This window comes from Streptomyces sp. NPDC089424, assembly GCF_044749345.1.
In the GTDB taxonomy this organism is placed as follows: domain Bacteria; phylum Actinomycetota; class Actinomycetes; order Streptomycetales; family Streptomycetaceae; genus Streptomyces.
Genome location: NZ_JBIVHU010000004.1, coordinates 370,786 through 397,143 on the forward strand (window position 1 = coordinate 370,786; position 26,358 = coordinate 397,143).

25 protein-coding genes are annotated in these 26,358 nt (G+C 72.7%); 14 read left to right on the forward strand and 11 right to left on the reverse strand.

The window, feature by feature from the left end; genetic code table 11:
- The first annotated feature begins 99 nt into the window (after window positions 1-99).
- The 4 genes from ACIP2X_RS21370 (at window position 100) to ACIP2X_RS21385 (ending at window position 4,773) form a co-directional block, all read left to right on the forward strand.
- Complete coding sequence (locus tag ACIP2X_RS21370; protein ID WP_401675355.1) at window positions 100-1,524, forward strand: condensation domain-containing protein; 1,425 nt, start codon at window positions 100-102, stop codon at window positions 1,522-1,524.
- Between the two features lie 9 nt (window positions 1,525-1,533).
- Complete coding sequence (locus ACIP2X_RS21375) at window positions 1,534-2,601, forward strand: trypsin-like peptidase domain-containing protein (RefSeq protein WP_401675357.1); 1,068 nt, start codon at window positions 1,534-1,536, stop codon at window positions 2,599-2,601.
- 126 nt (window positions 2,602-2,727) lie between these two features.
- The gene (locus ACIP2X_RS21380; protein WP_401675360.1) at window positions 2,728-2,907 is read left to right on the forward strand and encodes a hypothetical protein; all 180 of its coding nucleotides are present in this window, start codon (window positions 2,728-2,730) and stop codon (window positions 2,905-2,907) included.
- A gap of 24 nt (window positions 2,908-2,931) precedes the next feature.
- The gene (locus tag ACIP2X_RS21385; protein WP_401675362.1) at window positions 2,932-4,773 is read left to right on the forward strand and encodes an HEXXH motif domain-containing protein; all 1,842 of its coding nucleotides are present in this window, start codon (window positions 2,932-2,934) and stop codon (window positions 4,771-4,773) included.
- Window positions 4,774-4,782: 9 nt separating this feature from the next.
- On the opposite strand, the gene fxsT is transcribed toward ACIP2X_RS21385, so the two are convergent.
- From fxsT to ACIP2X_RS21410, 5 genes are all read right to left on the reverse strand, one after another.
- Complete coding sequence (gene fxsT, locus ACIP2X_RS21390) at window positions 4,783-8,733, reverse strand: FxSxx-COOH system tetratricopeptide repeat protein (protein ID WP_401675364.1); 3,951 nt, start codon at window positions 8,731-8,733, stop codon at window positions 4,783-4,785.
- 207 nt (window positions 8,734-8,940) lie between these two features.
- Complete coding sequence (locus ACIP2X_RS21395; RefSeq protein ID WP_401675367.1) at window positions 8,941-10,488, reverse strand: hypothetical protein; 1,548 nt, start codon at window positions 10,486-10,488, stop codon at window positions 8,941-8,943.
- Window positions 10,489-10,601: 113 nt separating this feature from the next.
- Complete coding sequence (locus tag ACIP2X_RS21400) at window positions 10,602-10,910, reverse strand: trypco2 family protein (protein ID WP_401675370.1); 309 nt, start codon at window positions 10,908-10,910, stop codon at window positions 10,602-10,604.
- A 9-nt stretch (window positions 10,911-10,919) separates the two neighbouring features.
- Entirely contained in the window at window positions 10,920-11,831 is a 912-nt protein-coding gene (locus ACIP2X_RS21405) for a serine hydrolase (protein WP_401675373.1), read from the reverse strand.
- Window positions 11,828-12,784 (reverse strand): LysR family transcriptional regulator, encoded by a 957-nt coding sequence (locus tag ACIP2X_RS21410; protein WP_401675376.1) that lies wholly within the window; start codon window positions 12,782-12,784, stop codon window positions 11,828-11,830. The genes ACIP2X_RS21405 and ACIP2X_RS21410 overlap by 4 nt, the downstream gene beginning before the upstream one ends.
- A gap of 86 nt (window positions 12,785-12,870) precedes the next feature.
- Here ACIP2X_RS21410 and ACIP2X_RS21415 point away from each other — a divergent pair, with 86 nt between their 5' ends.
- Both ACIP2X_RS21415 and bla read left to right on the forward strand, forming a co-directional pair.
- Window positions 12,871-14,529 carry a penicillin-binding transpeptidase domain-containing protein gene (locus ACIP2X_RS21415; protein ID WP_401675379.1) on the forward strand — a complete coding sequence of 553 codons (1,659 nt, stop codon included), beginning with the start codon at window positions 12,871-12,873 and terminating at the stop codon, window positions 14,527-14,529.
- Window positions 14,530-14,549: 20 nt separating this feature from the next.
- Window positions 14,550-15,461, forward strand: coding sequence for a class A beta-lactamase (bla, locus tag ACIP2X_RS21420; RefSeq protein ID WP_401675822.1), 912 nt, complete (start codon window positions 14,550-14,552; stop codon window positions 15,459-15,461).
- Window positions 15,462-15,522: 61 nt separating this feature from the next.
- Here the strand turns inward: bla and ACIP2X_RS21425 are convergent, their stop codons facing one another.
- From ACIP2X_RS21425 to ACIP2X_RS21435, 3 genes are all read right to left on the reverse strand, one after another.
- On the reverse strand, window positions 15,523-15,726 hold the full coding sequence (locus ACIP2X_RS21425; protein ID WP_007383480.1) for a cold-shock protein: 204 nt from the start codon (window positions 15,724-15,726) through the stop codon (window positions 15,523-15,525).
- Window positions 15,727-15,854: 128 nt separating this feature from the next.
- Window positions 15,855-16,124, reverse strand: a complete 270-nt coding sequence (locus ACIP2X_RS21430; protein WP_401675824.1) for a MerR family transcriptional regulator — start codon at window positions 16,122-16,124, stop codon at window positions 15,855-15,857.
- A 171-nt stretch (window positions 16,125-16,295) separates the two neighbouring features.
- Window positions 16,296-16,901: a tellurite resistance TerB family protein gene (locus tag ACIP2X_RS21435; protein ID WP_401675382.1), complete on the reverse strand. Its 606-nt coding sequence runs from the start codon at window positions 16,899-16,901 to the stop codon at window positions 16,296-16,298.
- Between the two features lie 234 nt (window positions 16,902-17,135).
- Here ACIP2X_RS21435 and ACIP2X_RS21440 point away from each other — a divergent pair, with 234 nt between their 5' ends.
- Entirely contained in the window at window positions 17,136-17,348 is a 213-nt protein-coding gene (locus ACIP2X_RS21440) for a DUF4287 domain-containing protein (protein ID WP_401675385.1), read from the forward strand.
- A gap of 21 nt (window positions 17,349-17,369) precedes the next feature.
- Here the strand turns inward: ACIP2X_RS21440 and ACIP2X_RS21445 are convergent, their stop codons facing one another.
- Entirely contained in the window at window positions 17,370-18,569 is a 1,200-nt protein-coding gene (locus ACIP2X_RS21445; protein ID WP_401675388.1) for an acyl-CoA dehydrogenase family protein, read from the reverse strand.
- 125 nt (window positions 18,570-18,694) lie between these two features.
- Here ACIP2X_RS21445 and ACIP2X_RS21450 point away from each other — a divergent pair, with 125 nt between their 5' ends.
- On the forward strand, window positions 18,695-19,642 hold the full coding sequence (locus ACIP2X_RS21450) for an ABC transporter ATP-binding protein (RefSeq protein ID WP_401675391.1): 948 nt from the start codon (window positions 18,695-18,697) through the stop codon (window positions 19,640-19,642).
- Window positions 19,639-20,649 (forward strand): ABC transporter, encoded by a 1,011-nt coding sequence (locus tag ACIP2X_RS21455; protein WP_401675394.1) that lies wholly within the window; start codon window positions 19,639-19,641, stop codon window positions 20,647-20,649. Before ACIP2X_RS21450 ends, ACIP2X_RS21455 begins: the two co-directional genes overlap by 4 nt.
- Window positions 20,650-20,671: 22 nt before the next feature.
- Here the strand turns inward: ACIP2X_RS21455 and ACIP2X_RS21460 are convergent, their stop codons facing one another.
- Window positions 20,672-21,565: a hypothetical protein gene (locus ACIP2X_RS21460; protein ID WP_401675396.1), complete on the reverse strand. Its 894-nt coding sequence runs from the start codon at window positions 21,563-21,565 to the stop codon at window positions 20,672-20,674.
- A 9-nt stretch (window positions 21,566-21,574) separates the two neighbouring features.
- The gene (locus ACIP2X_RS21465) at window positions 21,575-21,865 is read right to left on the reverse strand and encodes a hypothetical protein (RefSeq protein WP_401675398.1); all 291 of its coding nucleotides are present in this window, start codon (window positions 21,863-21,865) and stop codon (window positions 21,575-21,577) included.
- Window positions 21,866-22,104: 239 nt separating this feature from the next.
- On the opposite strand from ACIP2X_RS21465, the gene ACIP2X_RS21470 reads away from it, so the two are divergent.
- The 5 genes from ACIP2X_RS21470 to ACIP2X_RS21490 all read left to right on the forward strand — a co-directional run bounded on the left by ACIP2X_RS21470 (window position 22,105) and on the right by ACIP2X_RS21490 (window position 26,305).
- The gene (locus ACIP2X_RS21470) at window positions 22,105-22,611 is read left to right on the forward strand and encodes a SigE family RNA polymerase sigma factor (protein WP_401675826.1); all 507 of its coding nucleotides are present in this window, start codon (window positions 22,105-22,107) and stop codon (window positions 22,609-22,611) included.
- Window positions 22,612-22,622: 11 nt separating this feature from the next.
- Window positions 22,623-23,081, forward strand: coding sequence for a hypothetical protein (locus ACIP2X_RS21475; RefSeq protein WP_401675401.1), 459 nt, complete (start codon window positions 22,623-22,625; stop codon window positions 23,079-23,081).
- Window positions 23,082-23,161: 80 nt separating this feature from the next.
- Window positions 23,162-24,418 carry a glycosyltransferase gene (locus ACIP2X_RS21480; RefSeq protein WP_401675404.1) on the forward strand — a complete coding sequence of 419 codons (1,257 nt, stop codon included), beginning with the start codon at window positions 23,162-23,164 and terminating at the stop codon, window positions 24,416-24,418.
- Window positions 24,415-25,680: a hypothetical protein gene (locus ACIP2X_RS21485; protein WP_401675407.1), complete on the forward strand. Its 1,266-nt coding sequence runs from the start codon at window positions 24,415-24,417 to the stop codon at window positions 25,678-25,680. Before ACIP2X_RS21480 ends, ACIP2X_RS21485 begins: the two co-directional genes overlap by 4 nt.
- Before the next feature lie 73 nt (window positions 25,681-25,753).
- Window positions 25,754-26,305 carry an RICIN domain-containing protein gene (locus ACIP2X_RS21490; RefSeq protein ID WP_401675410.1) on the forward strand — a complete coding sequence of 184 codons (552 nt, stop codon included), beginning with the start codon at window positions 25,754-25,756 and terminating at the stop codon, window positions 26,303-26,305.
- Window positions 26,306-26,358: the final 53 nt, after the last annotated feature.

A 26,358-nucleotide genomic window follows, 5' to 3' on the forward strand; every position in this document is an offset into this window, starting at 1 on the left:
CTGAGCGTTGGTCCCGTTGTGCACTGAGCGATGCCCAGCAGACACGGGCGCCCGGCCGGTCGTCTCCCGTGGGCAGACGAACGGAGAAATGCTGTGCGAATGACGGACATCCAGCGCTGCGAGATCCGCCCCGGGCGGCTCGTGGAGTGGACGCTGCACCCGGCGGCGGTGCGGGCCGCGGCCGACATGCCGGAGGACTCCCGGCCGCCGGCGTACGTCCAGGAGTCACATGTGCGCACCGCGCGTTCCGTGCGCGAGGACGGCCTGTTCGTGCCGACCTGGCTCGGCGCGGCCTTCGACATCCCCGGCCAGGTCGACCTCGGCGTCCTCGAGGAGGCCCTGCGGGCCTGGACCCTGCGGCACGAGACACTGCGCAGCGGGTTCCGCTGGATCGGTGACGACATGCGGCGTTTCACCCTCGACGCCGACGCGGTCGTCCTGCACCGCGAGGACCGGGGCGCCTTCGGCGAGGCGGCCAGGCTGACCCGGTACCTCCAGGACCGCTTCGACACCGTGGCGGACGCGCTCAGCTGGCCCAACTTCATCTACACCGCGGTCGTCCGGGACGACGGCACCAGCGTCTACATGGCCTTCGACCACAGCAACGTCGACGCCCACTCCATCCACCGCATCCCCGCCGAGATCCACGAGCTCTACGCCAGCGCCCTCGCCGGCCGCCGCCTCGACGCGCCACCGGTCGCCAGTTACGTCGACTTCTGCGCCCTCGAACGCACCGAGGCGGACCGCCTCGACGACACCCACGAGATCGTGGGCCGCTGGCGGGAGTTCATCGTGCAGTGCGACGGCAGGCTGCCCAACTTCCCGGTGGAGCTGGGACTCGACCCCGAAGGCCCGCTGCCCACGCAGAAGTTCATGCAGGAGATGCTCGTCGACGACGCCGACGCGGCCGCCTTCGAGGCGTACTGCCGCCCCTACGGCGGCAGCCTGGTCGGGGTGCTCGCCGCGACCGCGCTCATCGTCCGCGAGATCGGCGGGCAGCAGGTGTACCGCACGGTCGTGCCCTTCCACACCCGCGTCCGCTCCCAGTGGTCGGACTCCGTCGGCTGGTACGTCGGCGGCGCCCCGATCGAGGTCCCGGTCGCCGAGGCGTCCGACTTCGACAGCACCCTGCGCCTGGTCCGCGCCGCGCTGCGCGAGAACCGCCCGTTGTCGCGCAAGCCCATCGCCCGCGTCCTGAAGCTCCTGGGCGCCGACTTCCGTCCCACCTCGCCCGACCTGTACTCGATCGTCTCCTTCGTCGACGCCCGCGCCACCACCGGCTCCGAGCACTGGCAGGACCTGAAGGCCTACGGACTGATCCGGGTGTCGTACGGCGACCAGGTCTGCGTCTGGCTGACCCGCCTCCACGAGGGCCTCCAGCTCGCCAGCCGCTACCCGGACACCGACATCGCGCGCAAGAACATGCGGCTGTTCACCGAGCGGCTGCGGGAGCACGTCGTCACCGTGGCCCGGGAGGCCCTCGTCGCCGGCCGCTCCGGCGTACGCCCCGCACCCCACGGGTAGGGGACCGGTGTGACGGACCGGGGGGAGCAGGGGCTGGACGCGGCGCGGGTCGCCGAGGTCCTCGTCGGCGGGCCGCGAGGACAAGGACGCCCGGGGCGGCGCGGGTCCGGGTACCGGGTGTCCGGGGACTGCGTGCTGACGGCCGCCCATGTCGTGTCCGGGCAGGTCGGGTCCCTGCGGGTGCGCTTCGACGCGGACCTGCCCGGGGAGTGGAGCGCCGCCGCCCGCGTGCTCGTGCTGGACGAGGCGGCCGACGTCGCCCTGCTGGAGCTGGCCGACACCCCGGCCGGGGTGCCCGACGCGGACCCGCCCCGCTACGCCGCCGTCCCGGACGCCGACGTGGTGCTGCCCTTCAGCGCGATGGGCTTCCCCCGCTTCAAGCTCCGCCGGGACACCGCCCCGGTCCCGGGCGACGGGCCGCCCGGCCGGTACCGCGACTCGTGCCACGTCTCCGGCACCGTCTCGGTGCTGTCCAACCGCCGCGCGGGCACGCTCGAACTGGCCGTGCTCGTCCCGCCCGCCGACGTCGAACCGGAACGCTCCCCGTGGGAGGGCATGTCCGGCGCGGCGGTCTGGTGCGGGGGCGCGGTGATAGGCGTGGTCGGCGTGCACCACCGTGCCGACGGCCTCGGCAGGCTCGCGGCCCGGCGGGTGGAGCGGTGGTACGACGTCGCCTCCGCCGCGGCGCTGGAGCGGCTCGGACGCAGGGCCGGGCTGCCGCCGCGCGAGGCGCTGGGCCGCGCCGACGGCACGCCGGCCGCCCCCCTGACCGCCCTGCCCGGCGAACTGCCCCTGCGCGACCTCATCGAGCTCGTGGACGCGCTCACGGCCCTGCCCCTGCTGCGGAGCCCGCACGGCATGAACCTGCTGCTCGACAGCATCACCGACCGCATCGCCGCCCACAGCCCCCGCGACCCCCGGCTGCGCATGGACGTCTACGGCGTCGTGCGCACCTGCCTGCGCTATCCGGGCACGCTCGACCAGCTCCTGGAGGCGGTCCGGCTGCTGGAGGGCCCCTCACCGGAAGTGGAACGGGTCGACCGCGCCGCCGCCCTGCTGGCCGCACGCCACCACTGACGTGATCTCGCGGGGCGGCCGGGATGTGGGGTTTCGACTTGTGGTCCGCTGGGTCATGATGGTTGGGAGCCGACAGCGCGCTGACTCGTAGGCACGGGAGGGGACTTGGCAGCCGTGGAGCAAACGATGCCTGCCGTCGAGTCTTGCCTCGTCGATCTCTCGGGGGTCTCCCTGCAAGCGCTGCGCTCCATGGACGGCCCGGACTTCACCGAGTCGCTGGAGCGCCTGCTGCACCACATCGACGGACCACAGGGCATCACGGCCGGTGGCTACAACGGCTCCCGGCTCGACGACTCGACGAGGTGACCGGGGTGCGGTGGGGGATGATCCGTGGCCGCTGACGCCACGACGACGGGGGATCACCTGCCCTTCCACCGGCTCTCGGCGGCCGGCGTCCAGGCCCTGGCGCGCGGCGAGGGCGACGAGGCGGTGGTGCGGGCGCTGCTCGGCGCGGAGCGCAGCCGCCGCCTGCTGCTGATGCGGGCCCTGGACAACGCGCTTCCCGAGGACGGGACCGCCCCGCTGTCGCACGCCGACGCCTGGTCGCTGCTGGAGCGCGCCCAGCAGGCGGCGCCCGAGGCCTTCGAGGACGTCCTGATGTCCCCCAACACCGGTATGTGGGTCTCCCTCGCGGTACGCGCGGCGCGGGGACGGGCCTCGGAGGCGGAGGACGCGCCGGAGTGGGTGGTCACCGGACATCTGTCCGCGCTGGCCGCGGCGGCGGGGGCGCGGGCCGGGCTGGACTTCTCGATCACCGTGCCGGTGCGGCAGGGGCTGGTGCCGCTGCCCACGCTGGGCTGCGCGGTCCTGCCGGAACGGGAACGGTGGGGCACGGCCCGGGTGACGGGCCACGCGGGCCGGTTACGGATCACCGGGGCGACCGGGGACGTGCGGGTCGCGCCCGGCTGGGAACTGCCCGAGAAGGACTGGATGCCGGTGCGGCGACTGGCGTGGCCGACCGCCGGGTCGCTCGTGCTGGAGGAGTTGGACCCGTATCGCACGTTTCCCCGTCCCACGGCACCGCGGCCGATGCCCGAGGCGGAGGCGGAATCCTGGTCGGCGCTGTTCGCCCGCGCCTGGGACATCGTCCGCCGCGACGACCCGGTGACCGCCGGAGCCATGCGCAGGGGGCTGTTGTCGATCGCCCCCACCCCGGCGAGAGAAAGGTTTCGGCCGTACAGCTGCACGTCGGCGGCCGCGTTCGGCGGCGTCGTCGCCTCCCACCCGGACGACGCCGTCCAGCTCGCGGCGACCCTGGTCCACGAGTTCCAGCACATCAAGCTCGGCGCCCTGATCAACCTGGGCCCTCTGAGCGAGCCGCCCCCCGGGCCCGGTAGGCCGGAGGAACTCTTCCACGCCCCCTGGCGTGACGACCCCCGCCCGCTGGGCGGCATCCTCCAGGGCATCTACGCCTTCCTGGGCGTCGCCGGCTTCTGGCGCACCCACCGGCACACCGCCGACCCGGCGTACGTGCCGCTCGCCCACTTCGAGTTCGCGCTGTGGCGCGGCCAGGTGTGGTCGGTGCTGAACCGGGTGCACGCGCACCCCCTGCTGACGCCACTGGGCCGGTACGTCCTGGACTGCCTGCGGGAGCGCTGCGCGCGATGGATGACCGAAGAGGTCCCCGCCGCCGAACTCGCCCTGGCCGAACAAGTCGCCGCCGACCACCTCGCCCGCTGGCGCGCCCACCATCTGCGCCCGCCGGCCGCCGCCGTCGAGGAAGCCGTACGCGCTCGGCTGCGCGGAGCCGAACGTCCGCCGCCGGCCCTGTCCGCGGAGCCGGCCCTGGTCCCCGACGCCGAGGTCCGCTTCCTCGACACCGCGGCCGTCCTCGCCCGGCACCGTCTCACCGGCCCGGAGGGAGCCCTGCGCACGGTGGCCGCGAGCGTCCAAGGCGCCGACCCGGCCGACGCCCTGCTGATCGCCGGTCACCACGAGGCCGCCCGGGACGCCTACGTGGCCCGCCTCTCGGGCAGGACGGCGCCGGTGGCCGCCTGGGCGGGCCTGGGCCGGGCCCTGTCCGCGGACCCCGCCCGGCAACGGGCGGCGCGGCTTCTGCTGAGCCACCCCGAGCGCGCACGGGCCGTCCAGGACGGCCTGCTCTCCGCCACCGGCCGCGCCGCCGACCCCGTGGAGCTGGCGCAGTGGCTGGGACAGGCCGCCCCGGACTGACGATCTCGGCTACAGCGGGAGCGGGTCGATGTCGCAGTTCGCGCGCCGGCCCTCCCGGAACTGGGCCGTCGCCGGGTGGCCCGCGCCGGACTCGAACTCCAGATGGGGCGCGTCGAGGACGCGGATCATGCGCTCCAGCGTGTCCTGGCGGAGGGCGGCGGACTGAGCCTCGGCGCCGGCCGAGGCCAGGTCCATCGACAGGTTGGCCGCGCACATCAAGGTGGTCGGGTGGTCCTCGCCGAAGGTGGACCGGCACAGGGCCAGAGTGTCCTCACCGCGTCGGCGCGCCTCCTCGTGCCGGCCGAGCGCGGCCAGGTCGCTGGCCAGGTTGACGGCGCAGATCAGGGCGAGCGGGTGGCCCGCGCCGAGCCGGTCGGCGAGGGAACCCAGCGCCGTGTCGTCCAGCCGCAGGGACTCCTCCGCCTGACCGAGCATGCGCAGCGTGACCGCCAGGTCGACGTCGGCGGAGAGCACGTGCGGGTGGTGCTGGTCGTAGATCTTCCGGTAGCCCTCGCAGGCCTTCAGGCCCCGGGTACGGGCCGCCTCCAGATCGCCGTTCTGCCTCAGGGCGACCGACAGGGTGAGGGCGGCGGCCAGCGACTGGGGGTGGGTGTCGCCGTAGCGGCGGGTGAACTGGGCGTGCGCCTCGGTGGCCAGCTCCAGCGAGCGCAGGTGGTCGCCCTCCTTGCGGCAGGACTCGCTCAGCTGGCGCATGGTCTCGACGGTGGTCGGGTTGCCGTGGCCGAACACGTCCCGGCATGCGACGAGGACGGGCTCCTGCAAGGAACGCGCGCCGACGTAGTCGCCCGTCTCGCGGACGTCGATGGCGACGCTGTTCTCGGTGATCAGGGTCCGGCGGTCCTCGCGGCCGAAGAGCCGCACCTTCAGTGCCAGCGTGCGCCGGTCCAGCTCCAGGGCCTGGCGGAAGTCACCCGCGAGGCGCAGGCTCACTCCGAAGTTGTGAGCGATGTTGAGGGTGGTCGGATCCTCCTCGCCGAAGGCGCTGTGGGCGCGCTCGTAGGCGATGCGGTCCAGTTCGGCGCCGGTGGCGAAGCGGCCCTCGACACGGCGTACGGCGGCTTCCATCTGCAGCGCGTCGAGGGCGTCCTCCCGGGTGTCCTCCTGGTCGGCGGGTGCGGTGCGCTCGTAGATCTCCCGGATGTGCGCGATCAGCTGCGCGGAGTCGTCGAACCTGCCCACCACCCAGTACATGAAGCACAGCCACCGCCCCATGAGCAGCGTCTGCTGGTCCTCCTCACCGAAGATGGTCTTCCAGGAGCCCCATGCCTGCTCGGAGAAGTCGACCGACACGTCGTGGTCGCCCCAGTAGTACAAGTACTCGGCGATGTTCCGTACCAGTTGGCGCACCCACGGCTGGTCGGACTTGATCGCGTCCGAGGCGCTCACATGGCTGTACAGCTCCGCGTACCGGGGCCAACTCGCCGGGCTCTCAGGTGTCTTGGGGTCGGCCGCGGCCAGCAGGGTGTGGGCGCCATGGCGCATGCGGGACTGCTCCTCCGGGGACATGCGGTTGTTCAGGACGAGTTGCACCAGGCGGTGCATCTCGATCGAGTTCGTGCGGTGGTCGATACGGGCGAGGGAGTAGCGGTTCACCTCCCTTATCGCCCGGGCGAGCCGCATCGGGTCGTTCAGCGCCGCGTCCAGCTCGGGGAAGATGCTGCTGTTGCCGAGGCCGGAGAAGATCGACCGGGAGATCGGGTCGGGCGCGAAGTAGGAGCACAGCTGGAGCAGCCGCAGCGCCGCGGGGCTGCGGGTCTCCAGATGGTCCAGGGAGACGTTCCAGGCGGCGGCGACCGGCAGTTGGTAGTCCGGCGGCGGCGCCACTTCCAGCAGCTCCATCCGCTTGTTCTCGAACAGCCGCAGATACTCCGAGGCGGGCATCCCGGTCTCCGCCCGCCAGGCCGCGGCTTGTTCCAGGGCCAGCGGCAGGTCGCCGAGCGCCTCGGCCAGCGCGTCGGCCTCGCCGTCCCGCAGCGGCGGCCCGGAGCGGCGCAGCAGCTCCTTGCTCTCCTCGCGGGTGAACACGTCCACCTCCAGCGAGCCGCCGACCTGGCCCCAGCGCCGGTTGCGGGAGGTGACGAGGATGGTGCCGTTGCCGCCCTGCGGGAAGTAGTGGCGGACCTGCTCGGGGTTGTCGGCGTTGTCGAAGATCAGCAGCCAGCGGGCGTACGGCCGGCCCTCGCGCAGCGCCTCGCGCACCGCGGGCCCGGCGATGTTGGCCTCGGTGGTGGTCACCAGGCCCAGTCGCTGGGCCAGTTCCACCAGCGCCTGCCCGATCTGGCCGGGCCGCTCGGCGGGGATCCACCACACGATGTCGAACTCGGCCTGATGCCGGTAGGCGTACTCGATCGCCAGCTGGGTCTTGCCGACGCCGCCCATGCCGTGGATCGCCTCCGGCAGCACGGTCGTGGTGCCCTCGCGCAGCCGCTGGTCGAGCAGTTCGAGCAGCTCGGCGCGCCCGGTGAAGTTCGGGTTGCGCGGCGGCAGGTTCCCCCAGACCCGCGGCTGTGTCGTGCGGTCCCCCGTCTCCACGGTCCGCTGGGGTGATGTCGGCATGTGCGAGGCTCCTTCGGAGGGGGTCCGGGGGGCGGGGTCGGTGGCGTCGTCGGCCGACCGGGCCGCCGCCACCCGTCCCGGCACTCCGCGTGGTGATTTCTCCAGGCTGACCGCGTAACGCCGATCGTGCCAGCTCAGCACCTGCGCCAGCATCGCGGCACGCTGGTCGTAGCGGCCCGACAGGGCGCGCAGGGCGGTCAGCTCCACCCGCAGGAAGGCGATGTTGCGGCTGCTGACGTGGGGCATCGCCAGGGTGTCCGGCGGTTCGTCGGGCGACGGCAGCAGCGTGCGGGCGATGTCGTCCGCGGCGAACAGGGCGCGCACCTCGCGCAGTACCCGGGTGGTGGCGCTGCGCCGCCCGAGCGCCAGCAGTTCCTCGCGGATGTCGGGGGCGAAGGTGAACACCACGTCCGCCGGGCCCTCGTCGTGCTCCCAGGTGGGCCGTACCAGACCGCTGATCAGCAGCTCGGAGACATGGACCGGGCCGGCGCCGGGCGTGGTCGCCACGATCGCGCGGATGACGGGCAGGCTGAGCGGCGCGGCGGCCAGCCGGGTCGCCAGGGTGAACCCGGTGGGGCTGGCCACGGCCCGGAAGTCGGAGACCCGTTCGGCGGCGGGCAGGGTGCTGAGCGGATCGGGCAGTTCCGCCGCCCAGGGCAGCGCGCGGGCCGCGTCCGGTCTGCTCTTCCACTCCCTGGCCTGGATGGCGGCCAGATCCAGCCATTCGGGCTCCGGCCCGGACACCAGCCGGGTGAGCGCCGCCGCCCATCGCCGGGTCAGTGCCAGCACGGGGACGACGACGGCGGTGCCGTCCCGGTCGGTGACCGCGTCGTCGGTGTCCCGGAGCCCGGCGGGTGGTTCGCGTTCCTCCCAGTCCCAGGCGCTGTTGGCGGTCCAGCCGCGCGGGGCCCGGATCCGCACCCGGTACACGTCGAGCCCGGTGCGGAACCACAGTTGCTGCGGCAGCAGATGCACCACGGCGACCGGGCAGCTCCGCCCCCAGCCCCGCAGCAGCGGCTGGACGGCCCCGAGCCGCCAGCCGGCCGCCAGACCGTCCGTCAGCACCAGCACGACCCGGCGGGCGTCCCGCGGTGCGGGGCCGAGGGGTTCGTCCGGGCTGACCCGGGCCGGGTCGGTCTCGTCGGTGCCGAGCAGCCGTAACACCCGTACGTGGGAGAAGGCGCCCGCGCGTTCGAGTTCCGCGACGAGGTCGTCACGGATCGTCTCGTGCCACACCCGCATCGTGGGGTGGGTGTCGATGACCAGAACCGCTTCCGTGGGTGCGGGCCCGCCCGGCTGCCCACCGAGGCGGCTCAGGACGTGGGCGGCCTCACGGCGTGCTCGTGCGGACTCTCCCGGTCGCTGGCCATCGTCATCATGCATGCGTGCCCTCAAGGCGTCGTAGTGACGATGAGCGGGTGGCGGAGTCCCGCACACCCCCGGCATGCGTGACGGCCACGGACAAAGCCTTGCAGCGGTTCCGCTCGTGAAGCAAGTGCGCACGGGGGCTCGTGGCGGGTGTACGCGAAAGCATGACGGAAGCACTGGGGCCGACCTGAAACACAGGCGGGCGGTTACGCGCACGCTCGTTCAATTCGGGTCACCCTTCGGCTCGCGGGCGGGCGGTCCGTGCACCTCGGGCCCGGCCGGCCGGTCACCCCGCGCACGGTCGGGCCCCGGGGGCACGGGTCTGCGGTCCGGGTCGTCGAGCAGGATCGCGAGATGGCGCCCCACGTGGTTGTCCCACCCCTCGGGCCCGGCGGCCAGCGCTTCCTTGCGCCATCTTCCGGTCCGCTCCACCAGACCGGCCAGCCCGCGGTCCTGCACGATGTCGGCGACGGCCTCCTTGAAGGCCGGGTCGGCGCAGTCGCCGCGGTGCCAGATCATGGCCGGGACGCCCGCGCGCAGGCCCGCGAGATACGCCTGGCGGCTGGTGGGCGAGTCGCCGCCCGGCGGTTCGCTCAGCACCAGGCAGACGGCGTGCTCGTCCTCCTTCAGCTCCCGCTCCAGATGGAAATGGGAGTGGCCGGGCCGGTTCCAGTAGGGGTGCGTGTCGGCGGGGCGCTCCTTGAAGTGCCGCCACTTGTTGTGCCAGGGACGGTGCCAGGAGGCCCTGCGCAGCCGCTCGAAACTGCGCACCAGGACGGCGTAGTCCATCACCAGCGGGGTCGGGGAGGACGAGTCGGACTCCTTGTGCCACCACTCGACGGGTTCGCCCAGCAGTTCCCACGGGAGGATGAACTCCAGCACCACCGGCTGGCGCAGGTCCGACCAGCGTTCCTCCGTCTGCTCGATGAGCTGCTCGACCTCGGAGGGGAGCTCGTCGCGGTGCAGATGCACGGTCTCGCCGGGCACCGGATGCCAGCCCTCGGCGTCCGACTGCCGCCAGTGCGACAGGTAGTAGCGCTCGCGGTCCACGCCGTCCGGCTCGAACTGGATCATCAGATACGCCGGCATCAGCGAGGACGTCACCGGTTCGGCCACGGCGCCGCCGCGCTGCCACTCGGCCATCTTGTCCTCCAGGCCCCAGGCGCGGGCCTGACCACGGTTCCAGCGGCGCAGCAGCTCGGCCGCGTCCCTCCGGCCGTCCTCGACCAGCTGGTCGGCGGCCAGGGACACGAACGCCATGCTCACCGGCAGTTCCTTCGCCGCCGAGTTGTCCCCCGCCAGGCGCAGGAAGACCGTCCAGCCCGTGTCGCACCACTGCGGCAGCTCCTGGGTGCGGGAACGGCTCGCCCGGCGGGCCATCGAGGCCAGCGTGGAGGCGGAGCGGATCTCCCGGAGCAGCGGCCGCAGCGGACGCAGATCGGCCCCGTCGAAGAAGTCGACGGCCTCCCACTCGTCCACCAGCCGGTGCAGTGCCGTCACGCCGGACGACTGCTGCTCGACGTACCCCAGGCAGCGCACCAGGCAGGGCATCCCGTCCGGGACGCCCGTGCACTTCTCCACCAGGCGCAGCAGCCAGGGCCGTAACGCCTCGCCGCGCGGCGGTTCCACCGGGGCGCCCAGTTCTTCGGCCAGCATGGTCACCAGCAGATCCGCGCTGTTCGTGTGCCGCATGGTCGCCGACTCCTGGAGGACGTCCACGACCTCGGCCACCAGCTCGTTGCGGACCCGTGCAGGGCTGCGCCCTTCCACCCCCGTGACCTCCCGACCGCCACCAGTCCCGCCTGAGTTACCACTGACAGTGCCGACCAGCGTACGGCCAGTCGTCCCCCCACGTCAGGGGGTCGAAACGAGCGTCCTGCGGCTCATCGTTCCCCTTCCGCCTCGTCACCCGAGACCAGCACGTCGTGGTGCGTGCCGTCCGGTGCGACGAGTTTCGGCTGCAGGGTCAGGCAGATCCGGTGCGTCCGCGACGACTCGACGCGCGCCTCACCGTCCGCCTCCACCACCCAGAACCGCACCTTGCCCCCGGCCCCGCCGGAACGCCCGACGGCCACGGTCGCCTCGATCTCGACCGGTCCCAGCTCGAACCGCACGGGCCCGTCGCCGCCACCGGCCAGCGCGGAGTTCAGCTCGTGCCTCAACTCCCGGATCATTTCGGCTAGTTCGACCATGCCGGGATCCTAGCCCCTGTCGTCGCGCTCCCGTCCGCCTCGCGACGCCGGGCCGGCGCGCAGGCACTCGACCGCCAGTCTGGCCGTCGTACCGATGACCGCGTCGGCCGCCGGGAGGGTGGCCGCCGGGTTGGCGGTGCGGGTGAAGACGGCCACGGCGTAGCGGCCGCCGTCGGGGTACTCGACGACGCCGACCTCGTTGCGCAGCGTCGGCAGGGTGCCGGTCTTGCCGGCGACATGGACGTCGTCGAAGGGGAAACCGGAGGCCAGGCGGTGCGGCCAGACCTGGAGGCCGAGCAGCCGGCGGACCGCCGCGGCTCCTTCGGGGCCGCAGACCTCGTCCCGCCAGACGGCGCTCAGCAGACGGGTCATGTCGCGGGGCGTGCTGCGGTTGGTGCGGGCCGGGTCGAGCGCCCGCAGGCGGGTCAGGACATGCGGGTCGGTGAGCACCCGCGCGCCCCCGGGACCGGCGTCCTCCCGCAGGGTGGCGAGGAGTTCGCCGAAGGTGTGCACGGCGTGCGTGCGGGCCAGGCCGAGGCGGGCGGTGGTGCGGTTGACGGCGTCCAGGCCGACGCGGTGCAGCAGCAGGTCGGCGGCGGCGTTGTCGCTGACGGCCGTCATCAGGTAGGCGAGGTCGCGCAGCGACATGCGTACGGCGTCCCGCATGGCGGCCAGACCGGTGGGGCCCGGGGTGCGGCCGGCGGGCGGGCAGTCCACCGGCTCGGTCAGGTCCAGCCCGCCGCCGGCGGCGAGTTCGTGGAGGGTGACCAGCAGGCACAGCTTGTGGACGCTGGCCGTGCACACCGGCTGGTCCGCGCCCGCGTCGAGCTGCGCCCCGGTGTCGATGTCGACGGCGTGCAGCCAGCCGGTGACGCCGGCGTCGGCGAAGGCCGCGCGCACACGGCCGAGGGCGTCGCTCACAGCCAGTACTCCGATGCCGGGCGCAGATGGAGCGGACGGGCCGGTACGTCGGGGGTGGCGCCGGCGGTGGCGCGCAGCGCGTGGGTGGCCGCGTCCGCGAAGGCCGTCACCGCGGCGCCGCCGCGGCCCTTGGGCCAGGCGACGGAGTGCCGCCAGGCCAGTGGCGCACCGGTGAGCGGGCGCCAGACGATGTCCGGTCCTGCCAGGGTGTCGCGGGGGGCGAGGGCGACGGCCCCGGCGGACAGCACCAGGCCGCGCACGAAGCTGGCGCCCTGCGCGTGGCGTACGGCGGGCGGGGTGTAGCCGTTGCGGGCGCAGGTGGTGAGGAGGTCGTCGTAGAGCGCGGGGGCGTCGCCGCGCGGGAACAGGATCAGGTCGCGGCCGGTGAGGGAGGCGAGAGGCACCTCGCCGGGGCCGGCCGGCGCGGTCTTGGCCGGCAGCAGCACGCCCAGTTCGCGGCGCAGGACGGGGCCGAGCTCCAGGCCGGTGATGTCGCACGGGTGGTGGATGAGGCCGACGTCCAGTTCCCGGGAGGCGAAGCGGGCCAGCTGGCCGGCGGTGGACAGTTCGTGCAGCTCCAGTTCCGGCGCGGTCAGGTCGTGGCGCCGGTCGAAGTCCGCGAGGAGGGCGGCGACCGTCTCGCCGGAGAGGTCCGGCGGCAGCGCGGCCCGCAGGAGGCCCGTCTCGCCGTCCCGGAGGCGGTGCGCGGTGGCCAGGAACTCCTCGGAGCGGGCGAGCAGTTCCCGGGCCCGCGCCAGCAGCAGGGCACCGCCCTCGGTGATCCGCACCTGCCGGCTGGTGCGCTCGAACAGGCGCACGCCCAGTTCACGTTCCAGGCGCTGGATGCGCTGCGACAAGGGGGGCTGCGCCATGCCGAGGCGGGCGGCGGCACGGCCGAAGTGTGACTCTTCTGCAACAGCCACGAAGCACTCCAGGTGCCGAACCAGGTCCACGAGCAGCAATCATATCGGGAATTGATGAATGCGAGATCGATATCTGTCTTGGACAGACGGGTGGGGGCGTTGTTGTCCTCGGTGCCATGGACAACCGCGATTCGTATCTCCCGGACTCCGTGCACCGAGCCCCCGCCGGACAGGCGGCCAGACGGCGACGAGGCGGGGTGAGAGCCGTGACCGCGGTCGCGGTGGTCCTCGCCGTCGGGGCGGGCGGCGCGTACGCCGCCGGGGTCGGCCCCTTCGCCGGGGGCGACGACGGACCCGATCCCGCGGCCCTGGAGCAGGCGCGGGCGTTCCTGGCCGACTGGGCGGGCGGCCGGCTGCCGAGCGCCGCCGCGCGGACGACGGATCCCGGTACGGCCCAGGAGGTGCTGGGCAACTTCACGGGCGGGCTGGACATCGCCGAGCCGCGGCTTGTGGCGGGCGAGCCTGCGTCCGCCGAGGACGGGAGTGTCACCGTCCCCTTCACGGCCCGGATGCCCGTCACCGGCCTGGGGACATGGACGTACCGGTCGAAGCTGCCGTTGCGTGAGGCGGGGGAGGGCCGCTGGAAGGTGGACTGGCGGCTGTCGCTGGTCCATCCACGGCTGAGCGGGACGGAGAAGTTCCGTCTGGAGCGGGAGGAGCGGGATGTTCCGGAGGTCACCGACCGGGACGGGGTCACGCTCCCGGTGGGCGAACTCCCCTCGCTCGCACCGGTGCTGGGGCAGCTCACAGGCGGCGGGACGGGTTCCGGGCCGCGCGGCGCGGTGCAGCTGGTGGACCGGGTGACCGGGGAGGTGGAGCGTACGGAGGTCCGGTTCGGCGGGACGGAGGGCCCCCGGGACGACGAGCCCGTGCGGACGACGCTCGACGCCGACTGGCAGTCCGCCGCCGAACGGGCCCTCGCGCACGAGACCGAGGGGAAGAACGCGGCGCTGGTCGCGCTGCGCATCGACGACGGGGAGATCCTGGCGGTGGCCAACTCGCCGGCCTCCGGCTTCAACCGTGCCGTCTCCGGCACCTACGCGCCGGGCTCCACCTGGAAGATCGTCACGAGCACCGCCCTGCTGCTCAAGGACGCCGTCGCCCTGGACGACGTGGTGGACTGCCCGAAGTACCTGACGGTGGGCAAGCAGTTCCACAACGTCGAGACCTCGGAGTTCCCCGGGGCGACGTTTCGCAAGGACTTCACCGAGTCGTGCAACACGGCGTTCATCGGTCTGCGCGACGAGCTCGGGGACGGCGAGCTAGGCGAGGTCGCCGGCGAGTACTTCGGGGTAGGACGGGAGTGGCACGTCGGGATCCCGTCGTACGACGGTTCGGTGCCGGCGGCGCGGGACGAGACCGAGAAGGCGGCGTCGATGATCGGGCAGGGGCGGTTGCAGGCGAACCCGCTGATCATGGCGTCGGTCACGGCCACGGCGGTCTCCGGCAGGTTCCACCAGCCGACGATCACACCGGGCGGCGCGGGCGGGGCCGCGGTGCCGACGACGCCGCTCCCGGACCGCGTGGTCGCGCAGCTGAGGGAGTTGATGCGGGCGACCGTGACGGAGGGCACGGCACGAGGGCTCGCCGATCTGCCGGGCGAGGTCGGGGCGAAGACCGGCACGGCCGAGGTGTCGGAGGAGCAGGACAACAACGGCTGGCTCGTGGCCTACCGCGGCAATGTGGCGGTGGCGTGCGTGGTGGAGGAGGGCGTGACGGGCGGGGGCTCGGCCGGCCCGGTCGTCCACAGCCTGTTGAAAGCGGTGCCCGAGTGAGGAACGGCGAGGAACGCGCCCTGTCCGGCCCCTCCCGACGGCAGGTGCTGCTCGGGGCGCTGGTGGTGCCCCTGGGCGCGTCGTCGTGCGGGCGCGGCCGGCCCGAGGAGCGGCCCTCCGCGAGCCCCTCCCGCCCGGCTGCCCGTCGTATGCCCGACCTGTCCCGGTACGCGGCGCTGGAACGCCGGTACGGGGCCCGGCTCGGCGTGTACGCCGTGGCCACCGGCTCCGGTGCCACGCTCGCCCATCGCGCCGGCGAGCGGTTCGCGTTCTGCTCGACCTTCAAGGCGCCGGCCGCGGCGGCGGTCCTGCACGCGCACCCGATCGGCCACCTGGACGACCGGATCACCTTCACGCGGGCCGACGTGAACTCCGTCTCGCCGGTCACCGAGAACCACGTGGGGACCGGTATGACGGTGCGCGAACTGTGCGACGCGGCCGTCCGCCACAGCGACGGCACGGCGGGCAACCTGCTGATGCGGGACGTCGGCGGCCCGGCGGGGCTCACCGCGTTCCTGCGCGGTCTCGGCGACGAGGTCAGCCGGGTGGACCACTACGAGCCCGAACTGAACCGCATGGCACCGGGCGACCCGCGCGACACGACCACGCCCCGCGCGATCGCCGGGACCTACCGCGCACTCGTCCTCGGCCGCGCCCTGCCCGCCGACCGCCGCGCGCTCCTGACGGACTGGCTCGTCCGCAACACCACCGGCGACGCCCGCGTCCGGGCCGGTGTCCCCCGGGGCTGGACGGTGGCCGACAAGACCGGCACCGGCAACTACGGCCGGGCCAACGACGTCGCGATCCTCTGGCCGCCGCACGGCGAGCCCTTGGTGCTGGCCGTGATGACCGACCGCCGGGGACACGGCACCCCGCCCGAGGAGGCCCTGATCGCGGAGGCGACCCGTCAGGTGGTGGCCGACCTCACGTGAGCGCGGGACATGCGTCGGGGCCCGCACTCCGTGGAGTGCGGGCCCCGATCTGCATCACGCGTCAGGCGGGAACGATGTTCTCGGCCTGCGGGCCCTTCTGGCCCTGCGTCACGTCGAAGGTCACCTTCTGGCCTTCCTGAAGCTCGCGGAAGCCGCTGGTGGCGATGTTCGAGTAGTGAGCGAACACGTCGGCGCCGCCACCGTCCTGCTCGATAAAGCCGAAGCCCTTTTCCGCGTTGAACCACTTCACGGTGCCAGATGCCATATTGAATCTCCCTAAAAACGAGTGCTTCTCTCAAGCTAGCACAGTCATGGGTATATGGCCTGGGCGATTTTCGCGCCCTCGCATTCTGTTTTTGAGTGCAGAAATTCTGCACCGGCCGCGACAGATATTCAGCGGCCTCCGGGGTGGTGCCCTTTTCCCTGACCCGTCAGCTGCCGCCGGGCCTCGGCGAGCTGGTCCTCCAGGCTGATGATGCGGCAGGCGGCGTCGATCGGGGTGCCCTGGTCGACCAGTTCCCGGGCGCGCGCGGCCATCCGCAGCTGATGGCGGGAGTAGCGGCGGTGGCCGCCCTCCGAGCGCAGGGGGGTGATCAGCCTGGCCTCGCCCAGGGCGCGCAGGAAGGCCGGCGTCGTGTCGAGGACGGCGGCCGCCCGGCCCATGGTGTAGGCGGGGTAGTCGTCGTCGTCGAGGTTGTCGACGGTGGGGGCGGACTCGTCGGCCGCACGATCAGGTGGCACACAAAAACCCTAGCCTGAGGGAGGGGCGAAATCTGTGCCGGCCGCGACAGAATCGCCCCTCACCGGGGCCCGGGCTTCAGCGAAAGTGCCGGATCAGAGGCCGAACTCCTGCGGCGACAGGCCCAGCACCGAGCACGCCTCCCGCAGCACCTGCTCCTCGGCCGGGGCGATGTAGCCGTCGGCCCCGGCGATGACGAAGCCGGTCTGGACGACCGCACGCGCCTCCGCCGGCTTCTTCGCCGCCTTGGCGATCTCCTGGAGGACCTGCGTCTTGCCCTGCGGGAAGTCGAACGACAGCTGGTCCACGTGCTTGCTGAACCGCTGGCGCAGCTGCTCCGGCGGGAAGTTCTGCAGGACGTCGTTGTTCAGGATGAGCGACTCCATCTGCTGCCGCTCGGTCGGGTCGACATGGCCGTCCGCCGCCGCGACCAGGGCGCACATGGCCATGCTGGCGTCCCGGTAGGCACCGCTCTTCAGCTCCGTCTTCAGGGACGAGAGCTGCGTCTTGAGCGTGCTCACCAGCTGGGCGCGCGAGCCGCCGGAGGAACCGGAACCCGGCCGGCCGTGACCGCCGGGAGCCGCGAACCCGCCCTGGCCGCCCTGCATGCCGTGCCCACCCTGTGCGCCGGAGCCGCGCGCCCCCTGAGCCTGCTGCTGCAGGTTCTTGGCCTGGTCCTTGATCCGATCCCACATAGCCATTCCGTGCCACCTCGGCTTCAGCCGTGTCGTTCCGGTCGTCCGTGCGCGTCCGCACACGTCGTCGTGGCAACGCCTGCCCGTTCCCCGAAGTTCCATGAGGGGCGCCCGTACGGCCCAAGGCGTTCCCCAGGCCGAGGTGACGCGGATCACTCGGGCGGAGCGACCACTTGTCCGTCCGGAGCCGGTCTTCACCGACGACACATCACAAGGCTCCCGGCAAAGGACGTGACCGCCATGACCGCACCCGTGAAGGGCCCCGCCGCCTACTTCCCCTCGATCGAGAAGAAGTACGGCCGTCCCGTCGCCGAGTGGAAGGACCTGATCCGTTCCTCGCCCCTGACCCGGCACATGGAGCTCGTCTCCTGGCTGAAGACCGAGCACGGACTGGGCCACGGCCACGCCAACGCGCTCGTGGCACACACCCTCGCCGAGAGCTCCGACGGCTAGGGCCTGTCGCGAGGCGGCGGTTCAGACGAACGCGCTCTCGCCGGTGATCGCCTTGCCGACGATCAGGGTCTGCATCTCCCGTGTGCCCTCGTAGGAGTAGAGGGCCTCGGCGTCGGCGAAGAACCGCGCGACGTCGTGGTCCAGCAGGATCCCGTTGCCGCCGAGGACCTCGCGGCACCAGGCGACGCTCTCCCGCATCCGGGAGGCGACGAACGCCTTGGCCAGCGCCGAGTCCCGGTCGCGGAAGATGCCGGAGTCCTGGAGGCGGGCGAGCTGCACGAGCATGCCCCAGCACGCGGTGATGTTGCCGAGGCACTTGACCAGGTGGTCCTGCACCATCTGGAACCCGGCGAGGGGGCGGCCGAAGGCCTGACGCTCCTTGACGTACTCCAGCGCCAGTTCGTACGCGCCGATCATCACCCCGAGCGACATCCAGGCGACGCCGCCGCGGGTCTGGCGGAGGATCTCCGCGACGTCACGGAAGTCGTTGATCCGCTGGAGCCGGTCGGCCTCCGGGACCCGGACGTCGGTGAGCGTGATCTCGGCGTTCTGCACGATACGCAGCGCGATCTTGCCCTCGATCTTCTCCGGCCGGAAGCCGGGGGTGCCCTTCTCGACGACGAAGGCCTTGACCTGGTCGTCCTCGACGTCCCGGGCGAACACCACGACGAGATCGGCGAAGGTCGCGTTGCCGATCCACTTCTTCGCTCCGTTGAGCACCCAGGTGTCCCCCTCGCGCCGGGCGGTGGTGCGCATGCCGCCCGCGACGTCGGAACCGCCCTCCGGCTCGGTCAGCGCGAACGCGGCGACCTTGTCCAGGGCGGCCAGGGCGGGCAGGAACCGCTCGCGCTGCTCCTCGCTGCCGCCCGTGTGGAAGGTAGAGAGACCGAGGTCGTTGTGGACGCCGAAGAACGTGCAGACGGAGGCGTCCGTACGGGCCAGTTCCATCGCCAGCATGCCGCCGAGCAGGTGGCTGACGGCGGGCTTGTGCTCGCCGTACCCCTCGTACCCGAGCGCGACCAGACCGCTGCCGCGGAACTTCTCCATCAGCTCCGGCGGCAACTCCGCCTTCGCCCAGGCGTCGTTGACCAGCGGTTTGATCTCGTCCCGCAGGAAGGTCCGCGCCTTCAGGAGGATCTTGCGCTCCTCGTCGGGGAGGAGTGACTCGAAGTGGTAGAAGTCGGCGGTGAGCTGGTCCTCCAGCGGGCCCACGGTGGTCATCTCGGTTCGTCCCCTCGTCCACTCCTGATGCGTAGAGCCTCGTATGCCCCGCGTCCCACGGACCGAACGGCGTTGACAGGAGCCCCTGCCGCCTTCCATCATCATTCCACTAATCAAGTAGTTAAATGGTGGTGGAAGACGTGAGTGACGGTCAGTACGCCGGCGACACGGCGTTGGAGGCCTCCGGCGTGGGGGTGCGCTACCGACGGGGCTGGGCCCTGCGGGACTGCTCCTTCCGGCTGCCGGCCGGGCGGATCTGCGGTCTTGTCGGACCGAACGGGGCGGGAAAGACCACCTTGATGGGCATCGCCGCGAACGTGCTGGAGCCGACCGAGGGCACGCTCCGGGTGTTCGGCGCGGCCCCGGAATCGGCGGAGGCCGGCCGGCGCACGGCCTTCCTCGCCCAGGAGAAGCCGCTCTACCGCCGCTTCACGGTGGCCGAGACCCTGCGCATGGGCAGGGAGCTGAACCCCGGCTGGGACCAGCGGGCCGCCGAGGGCATCGTGCGCGCCGGGAACGTGCCCCTGCACGCCAAGGTCGGCACCCTCTCGGGTGGGCAGCGCACCCGCGTCGCCTTCGCGCTCGCCTTCGGCAAGCGACCCGACCTGCTGCTCCTCGACGAGCCCATGTCCGACCTCGACCCGGTCGTACGGCACGAGCTCATGGGCACCCTCATGGCCGAGGCCGCCGAGCGCGGCACCACCGTGCTGATGTCCACCCACGTCCTCGCCGAGCTGGAGAACGTGTGCGACTACCTGGTCGTCGTCGCCGCCGGAGCGGTGCGCCTCGCCGGTGACGTCGACGAGCTGCTCGCCGTGCACCGGCTGGTCACCGGCGTCCACGAGGGTGAGGGCCTCCCCGCGGGACTCGCGCCGCACACCCTCGTCGAAGCCCGCGTGACCGGACGGCAGTTCACCGCCCTCGTCCGTGCCGAGGGGCCGGTCACCGGCCCCTGGGAGACGGCGGCCCCGACCATGGAGGAACTCCTGCTCGCCCACCTGCGCTCCGCCGACGCGCCCTCGCTGATCACCCCCACCGCGCAGGTGCACGGCTCCCGGGCGGTGGCCGCATGAGCACCCTCACCGGCACGCCGGTCACCACCGGCGCCGAGGCCCCCGCCTCCCGGCGCCCCCGCCTGTCCGGCATGACCTGGCTGGTCTGGCGCCAGCACCGGGCCGCCTATCTGTCGCTGCTGGGCGCGAGCGTGCTCCTGCTGGCCTGGATCGTGTTTCAGCGCGGCCGCCTGATCGACTTCCTGACCGGTTACGGCTGGCCCACCACGAGCCTCGACGGACTGGGCACGGAGTTCGAGCCGTACGCCGCCGCCTTCGGCCCCGTCGCCACCGCGCTCGGCATGGTTCCCGTGGTGCTCGGCGTGTTCGTCGGCGCCCCGCTGCTGGCGGGCGACCTGGAGCACGGCACCGCCAAACTGGTCGCCGCGCAGAGCGTGAGCCGCACCCGCTGGCTGGCCACCAAGCTGGGGCTGACCGCGGTGGTCGTCACGGTGAGCACGGTCGCGCTGTCCGTCGCCTTCGGCTGGTGGTGGGCGCCGGTCAGGGAGCAGGGCACGGTCCTGGACTGGACGAGCACCGCCTTCGACACCACCGGCCCGGTACCCGTCGCCCTCACCCTGTTCACGGTCGTCGGCGGCGTGGCGATCGGCGTGGTGCTCCGCCGCACGCTGACCGCCATGGTGGTCACCTTCGGATTCGCCGTCGCCGTCCAGCTCGCCTGGGGCCAGCTGCGGCTGTCCCTCGGCGACGTGGTCACGGCCACCACGAACAAGGGCGTCCTCGCGGAGGACTCGTTCCCCACCCTGCCCGACGCCGCCTACCAGATCGACCAGTCCTACCTCACCGGCGGCGGCGAGCTGCTCGGCTGGAGCACCTGTGTCGACTCGTCGTCGGAGCAGGCCCGCGAGCTGTGCCTGAAGCAGGCCGACGTGGTCGGCTGGTCGGTGGACTACCTGCCGATGTCCCAGATGGCCGGCATGCAGTGGCTCGGTGCGGCGATCCTGTTCGCGCTGACCGCCGCCGTCGCGGCCTTCCTCTTCGTGTGGGGTCGCAAGCGCCTCGTCTGAGACGCGGGCCCGGGCAGGGCGCCTACCGACGGGTGGCGCCCTGCTTCGGGATCAGCCGTGAGGACGAGTCCCGCTCACGCGCGCTCCGGGCGGAACCGGCGGAGCCCGGGGGCTCCCGGCGGCCCTCCCGGGGCGCGGAGCCGCGTGACTCCTCGGCGCCGGGCGACGGGGCGGGCGGCCGCGAGCGGTGCCGGGGCAGCGAGCGCCGGGGCGGACGCGTCAGGGTGATCTGCCTTACGAGCTGCTGAAAGCAGGCAAGCGCCGCCAGACCGGGCAGCGCCGCGGTCACGGTGTCGACGACCGTCCGGGGCGCCTGCGCGACACATAAAAGCATCGCCGCCGTCGAAAAAAGGAGAATCACACACCAGGAGTGCACTGCCCGGCGCTGATGGAGTGCGGCCCGCAGCACGGACAGCGATGCCACCAGCCAGGGGCCGTAGATCAACAAGGGCCACAAGGAAACAATGCCGTCGTGTGTTCGGGAAACGGAAAGGCGCAGCGGTTCGTAGACGGCCATTCCGCCGAAGAAGCTCACGCTGCACGCGATCACCGCCGCCAGCGCGGCGAGAAACCGGCTGACCGCGCGCAGGGCGTTGCGGCCGACACGCGCGCGGGGCTTGCGATGACCTTTCGGGGAATCCCTCAGCGGGGGCAGCTCGGCCGTGATCTCCTGGAGATTTCCGAGCGGCGAGCCGGGGACGGGATCGGTGACCGAGGCGTCCGCCGGGGGAAGGTAGGTCGGCTCCTCCGCCAGCGCGTCCTGGAGCATGAACGCCAGTTCCTCGGCGGGGTCCCAGCCGGAGTCCGGGGGAACCAGGGGCTGCGGGTACGGTTCGGCGGGGCCGCGGTGCCGGCCGGTGCCGTGGGTGCCATGGTCGCCAGGAGTGCCATGCGTGCCATGGCTCTGCGTATACATGACCAGGCGCTATTTCGCCGTGGTGAAGCCGGTCGCACCCTGGGGTCCGAGCCACCGGCGCGCGAGATCGTCTTCCAGATCGGCCATGACATCCAGGAAATTACGGAGAATCGGCTCGGTGGCCCGGAGTGTGACCGGGGGACCGTCCTTGGTGAGTGTTCCGTTGACACCGGCCGAGCAGTGGGCCGGGGCCGGAATGTAAGTGTAGGGACCCAGCGTCACCGCATGTCCCGCAGCCCTGCCCCCTCGCTGCTGACTCGCCAACAGGCCGAAAATACCGTCCCTGGTTGCCTTGGTCATATCCAAACTAACGGCACCCCATTCCGCCGGATGCGCAGCAAACGGGTGAACGATTAAGGTAATAAAAAGGTCACTGCGAGTGGAATAAAGTGATGACTGGTCTTACATTTCGCGAGGCCGTCGAAGATCAGACATCCCCGCCGATGTGACCCGGATCACCGGCAACGGGTGCATAGGGGAGGGCCCGCCGACGTCTTCACTCCAGGTGAAGGCGACCGACGGGAGCGGGGGCGGTGGGGATGGAGCAGGCGCGGGCGGGTGAGTTCGACGCGTTCGTCACGGCCCGCTGGCCGGTGCTGCTGCATCTCGCCCGGCTGCTCGTCGGCGGCGACCGGCATCGCGCCGAGGACCTGGTGCAGGACTCCCTGGTCAAGCTCTGGTTCGTGTGGCCGAGGATCGCCGAGGAGGCGCCGGAGGCGTACGTCCGCAAGGTCATGGTGCGGGCGGCGGCCCGCTCGGGCCGCCGGCTCTGGTGGGGTGAACGACCCGTCGACCGGCTGCCCGACGTGGCCGGGGCGGACGACGTGTCCGCGGACGTGGCGGAGCGCTCCCGGCTGGAGGCGGCGCTGGCCCGGCTGACGCCCCGGCAGCGGGTGGCCGTGGTGCTGCGCTACTACCAGGACCTCCCCGAGCAGCAGGTGGCGGAGGCGCTCGGGTGCCCGGTGGGCACGGCCCGGTCCCATGCCGCGCGGGGAGTCGCACGGCTGCGGCAGCTGCTCGCCGACGTCGTCGAGCCGGTGCGCTGAAGGAGAACCCCATGGACCACTTCGAGCGGCGCCTCGCACGGATGATGCGGGAGAGCGAGGAGCACGGCTCCTTCGGTCCCCGGCACCGGGAACGCCTCCGGGAAGGGGTGCGGGCCCGCCGCCGGGTCCGGGCCGCGCAGCGCGCCGCCGGCTCCGTGCTCGCCGTCGCCGGGCTCGCGCTCGGGCTGTTCCTGCTGCCCGGCGGCCCGGACCGGGTCCAGCCCGCCGGGCCCCCGCCACGGCCCGGGGTGAGCCCGGTACCCTCCGGCACGGGGCCGACGCAGCCGCCGGACGCCCCGGGCGGGTCCCCCTCCCCGCCCGCGTCGACGTCACGCGCGCTCACGGGCGGGGCGAGCGCCACGACGACCCCGCCGTACTCCACCTCCCACCCGCCCTCGGGCACGCCGGACCCGACGGGACGGAGCGCACCGCCCGGGGCGCCGACCTCGACGGCGCCGGCCGGCCCGTGACCGGCAACCGCGACCCGCGGCCGTCGGCGCCCGCGTGCCTTCGGCATACGCTGCGCCCGAGCACCCACAAGGACGAACCAGTGACTGAACGAGGGACCGCCGCCGTGAAGGACGTACATCCGCTGCCCCGACGCACCCCGGTCCCGACCGATCACTCCGACCCCGTCCTCGACGTGGTCGTCCCCGTGTACAACGAGGAGACGGACCTGGAGCCGAGTGTGCGGCGGCTGCACGCGCACCTGAGCGAAACCTTTCCCTACGCGTTCCGGATCACCATCGCCGACAACGCCAGCACCGACCGCACGCCGGAGATCGCCGTACGGCTCGCCGGTGAACTGGCCGAGGTCGAGGAGCTGCGGCTCGACGAGAAGGGGCGCGGCCGGGCCCTGCACGCCGCCTGGACCCGCTCGCCGGCCCCCGTGCTCGCCTACGTCGACGTCGATCTGTCCACGGAACTGGCCGCGCTGCTCCCGCTCGTCGCGCCCCTGATATCCGGGCACTCCGACATCGCCATAGGCACCCGGCTGGCCCGGGGCGCCCGTGTCGTGCGCGGCCCCAAGAGGGAGTTCACCTCCCGCTGCTACAACGCCCTGCTCCGCTCGACCCTCGCCGTGGGCTTCACCGACGCGCAGTGCGGTTTCAAGGCGGTACGGCGGGACGTGGCCGAGCGGCTGCTGCCCCTGGTGCGCGACACCGGCTGGTTCTTCGACACCGAGATGCTGGTCATCGCCGAGCGCGCGGGCCTGCGCATCCACGAGGTGCCGGTCGACTGGGTGGACGACCCCGACAGCAGAGTCGACATCGTCGCCACCGCGCTGGCCGACCTGCGCGGGATCGCCCGGATCGGCTCGGCGCTGGCGCGCGGCACCCTGCCGCCGGCCGAACTGCGGCGCAGCGACGGCGACGAGCCCTCGGGCGGACTGATGATGCAACTCGTACGCTTCGCCACCGTCGGGGCGGTGAGCACCCTCGCGCACCTCCTGCTGTACTCGCTGCTGCGCCCGGTGGTGGGGGCGCAGGCCGCCAACGCGCTCGCGCTGCTGATCTGCGCCATCGGCAACACGGCCGCCAACCGCCGCCTCACCTTCGGCATCCGCGGCCCCGGCGGCGCGGTGCGCCATCAGGCCCGCGGGCTCGTGGTGTTCCTGGTCGGCCTGACGCTCACCAGCGGCTCGCTCGCCCTGCTGCACCAGGCGGCGCCGTCCGCCGGTCCGCGCGTCGAGCTCGCCGTGCTCATCGCCGCCAACCTGACCGCGACACTGCTGCGCTTCCTGCTCTTCCGGGCGTGGGTGTTCGGCACCCGGCCCCGACGGCGGACAGAGCCCGGCATCTCATGACCACGACGCTCCCCCGTCCGGCCACCTGGAACGCGCGGTTGCCGGACAGGTCACCCCTGCCCGGACGCGGGCACCGGCTGCGTCGCGCGGTCGCGCTGTACGGCCCGGTGCTCGCCCTCTACGGCGGCCTGAAACTCGTCGGCTTCGGCGTCTTCCTGTACCTGCTGCACACCACCGGCGACTTCCGCTCGCGCCACCCGCGCTTCGGTGGCGGCGCCCAGCCGTGGGACGTGCTCGCCACCTGGGACGGCTGGTGGTACCAGCAGATCGCCGCGCACGGCTACGAACCGCGGCTGGTGCCGGTGCCCGGAGCCACCGGCATGATCACGCTCGAAGGGAACTCGGCGGCGTTCTTCCCCCTCTACCCGGGGCTGATGCGGCTGGTCAGCGAGGTGACGGGACTGGGCACGTACGGCGCCGGGATGCTGGTCTCCGTCGTGGCCTCCTTCGCCGCCGCCCTCGGGATCCACGCCGTGGCCGCACGCTTCGGCGGCAGGCGCGCCGGGCTGGCCGCGGCCGGGCTGTGGGCCGTGTGGCCCGGCTCCGGCGTGGAGTGGGCGGTGTACTCCGACTCCCTCTACGTGGCGCTGGCCGCCTGGGCCTGTCACGCCGTCATGACCCGCCGCTGGCTCACCGCGGGTCTGCTCACCTTCGCCGCGGGCCTGAACCGGCCGACGGCCGCGGCGCTGATCGCCGCCCTCGGGGTGGCCGCGGTGCTCGCGCTCGTGCGGGACCGCCGCCGGGACGGTGTCCTGCGACCGCTGGTGGCGCTGGCCGTCGCGCCGCTCGGCCTGCTCGCCTACCTGGGCTGGGTCGGTCACCGGATGGGCGACCTCGGCGGCTATTTCACGCTCCAGTCCGGCGCCTGGGCCCACGAGTTCGACTACGGCCGGCAGACCCTGGACGTCCTCACCTCGGTCCCCGTGGGCAGTGACGACTACCTCTTCGCCATGCCGTACGCGGACATGATCGGCGTCGGGGTGGTGCTGCTGGCGCTCACGCTGCTGCCGCTGCTGATCCGGCTGCGGCCGCCCGCCGTCCTCGTCGTCCACACGGTCGTGACCCTGGTGCTGGTCCTCGGCAGCCAGCAGATCTTCGCCAACGTCTCGCGCTACCTGCTGCCCCTGTTCCCCCTCTACCTCCCGCTCGCCGTGGCCCTGCGCCGCCTCAGCGCCCTCCACCTCTGCACCCTCCTCGGCACAGCCGCCCTCGCCTCCGGCTCCTACGCGGGCTACGCCCTTTTCGAACTGGGGGTCCCGTAGCGGAGAACCACCGCACGGGCGAGGTTCGCACAATCACGGACGCTCCCGCTGGGGCGCCCTTACGATGGCCGCCATGCATCCGAGGGACCGTCAGATCAGCGCGGAGATCGGCCTGCCCTTCCTGAAGATCGGGACCAACGACGTCGGCGCGTTCTTCAAACGCCGGGCGCGGCAGCCCAGCGGTCCCTTCCTGCTCATCTCGGTGACCAGCGGGCTGGCGCTCGACACCGCCTTCCACAACGAGGACGGCAGCCATCCCCACCTGTGGGGACCGCACGGCCAGCCGCACCAGCTGTGGTACCTGGAGGCTTCCGGCCACGGCAACGACGTGCACATCGTCTCCGCCTCCAACAACCTCCGCCTCGACGGGCACGGGGCCGCGTCCGGTCACCATCCGCGGATGCGGGGCCACGCGGACAACGGCGCGGCGTGGCAGCGCTGGCACATCTTCCCGGCCCCCGGCCTACGGGCCCATCGCATCGTCAACGCCGGGACGGGCCAGGCGCTGGACTGCCCCCACGAGGCCGAGCCGAGGACCATGCCGGTGTTCTGGGAGCCGCACGACGGCGCCAACCAGCAGTGGCTGCTTGCGATGCCGTTCGTGATTCCGGGCGACGCTTCCTGAAAGGTCCCCCGCGGCACCCGGTGCGATGAGTTCGGCCTCGCCGTACGCGTACC

Bases quoted from the DNA above. Each gene is read 5' to 3' on its own strand.
- ACIP2X_RS21465 (WP_401675398.1), bottom strand. From the start codon at position 21,865: ATGACCAAGGCAACCAGGGACGGTATTTTCGGCCTGTTGGCGAGTCAG.
- ACIP2X_RS21435 (WP_401675382.1), bottom strand. From the start codon at position 16,901: ATGGCTATGTGGGATCGGATCAAGGACCAGGCCAAGAACCTGCAGCAG.
- ACIP2X_RS21460 (WP_401675396.1), bottom strand. From the start codon at position 21,565: ATGTATACGCAGAGCCATGGCACGCATGGCACTCCTGGCGACCATGGC.
- ACIP2X_RS21400 (WP_401675370.1), bottom strand. From the start codon at position 10,910: ATGGTCGAACTAGCCGAAATGATCCGGGAGTTGAGGCACGAGCTGAAC.
- ACIP2X_RS21430 (WP_401675824.1), bottom strand. From the start codon at position 16,124: ATGGGCCGGGCGGCCGCCGTCCTCGACACGACGCCGGCCTTCCTGCGC.
- ACIP2X_RS21425 (WP_007383480.1), bottom strand. From the start codon at position 15,726: ATGGCATCTGGCACCGTGAAGTGGTTCAACGCGGAAAAGGGCTTCGGC.
- ACIP2X_RS21445 (WP_401675388.1), bottom strand. From the start codon at position 18,569: ATGACCACCGTGGGCCCGCTGGAGGACCAGCTCACCGCCGACTTCTAC.
- fxsT (WP_401675364.1), bottom strand. From the start codon at position 8,733: ATGCATGATGACGATGGCCAGCGACCGGGAGAGTCCGCACGAGCACGC.
- ACIP2X_RS21475 (WP_401675401.1), top strand. From the start codon at position 22,623: ATGGACCACTTCGAGCGGCGCCTCGCACGGATGATGCGGGAGAGCGAG.
- ACIP2X_RS21450 (WP_401675391.1), top strand. From the start codon at position 18,695: ATGGTGGTGGAAGACGTGAGTGACGGTCAGTACGCCGGCGACACGGCG.
- ACIP2X_RS21485 (WP_401675407.1), top strand. From the start codon at position 24,415: ATGACCACGACGCTCCCCCGTCCGGCCACCTGGAACGCGCGGTTGCCG.
- ACIP2X_RS21490 (WP_401675410.1), top strand. From the start codon at position 25,754: ATGCATCCGAGGGACCGTCAGATCAGCGCGGAGATCGGCCTGCCCTTC.
- ACIP2X_RS21370 (WP_401675355.1), top strand. From the start codon at position 100: ATGACGGACATCCAGCGCTGCGAGATCCGCCCCGGGCGGCTCGTGGAG.
- ACIP2X_RS21455 (WP_401675394.1), top strand. From the start codon at position 19,639: ATGAGCACCCTCACCGGCACGCCGGTCACCACCGGCGCCGAGGCCCCC.
- ACIP2X_RS21470 (WP_401675826.1), top strand. From the start codon at position 22,105: ATGGAGCAGGCGCGGGCGGGTGAGTTCGACGCGTTCGTCACGGCCCGC.
- ACIP2X_RS21380 (WP_401675360.1), top strand. From the start codon at position 2,728: ATGCCTGCCGTCGAGTCTTGCCTCGTCGATCTCTCGGGGGTCTCCCTG.
- ACIP2X_RS21415 (WP_401675379.1), top strand. From the start codon at position 12,871: ATGGACAACCGCGATTCGTATCTCCCGGACTCCGTGCACCGAGCCCCC.
- ACIP2X_RS21440 (WP_401675385.1), top strand. From the start codon at position 17,136: ATGACCGCACCCGTGAAGGGCCCCGCCGCCTACTTCCCCTCGATCGAG.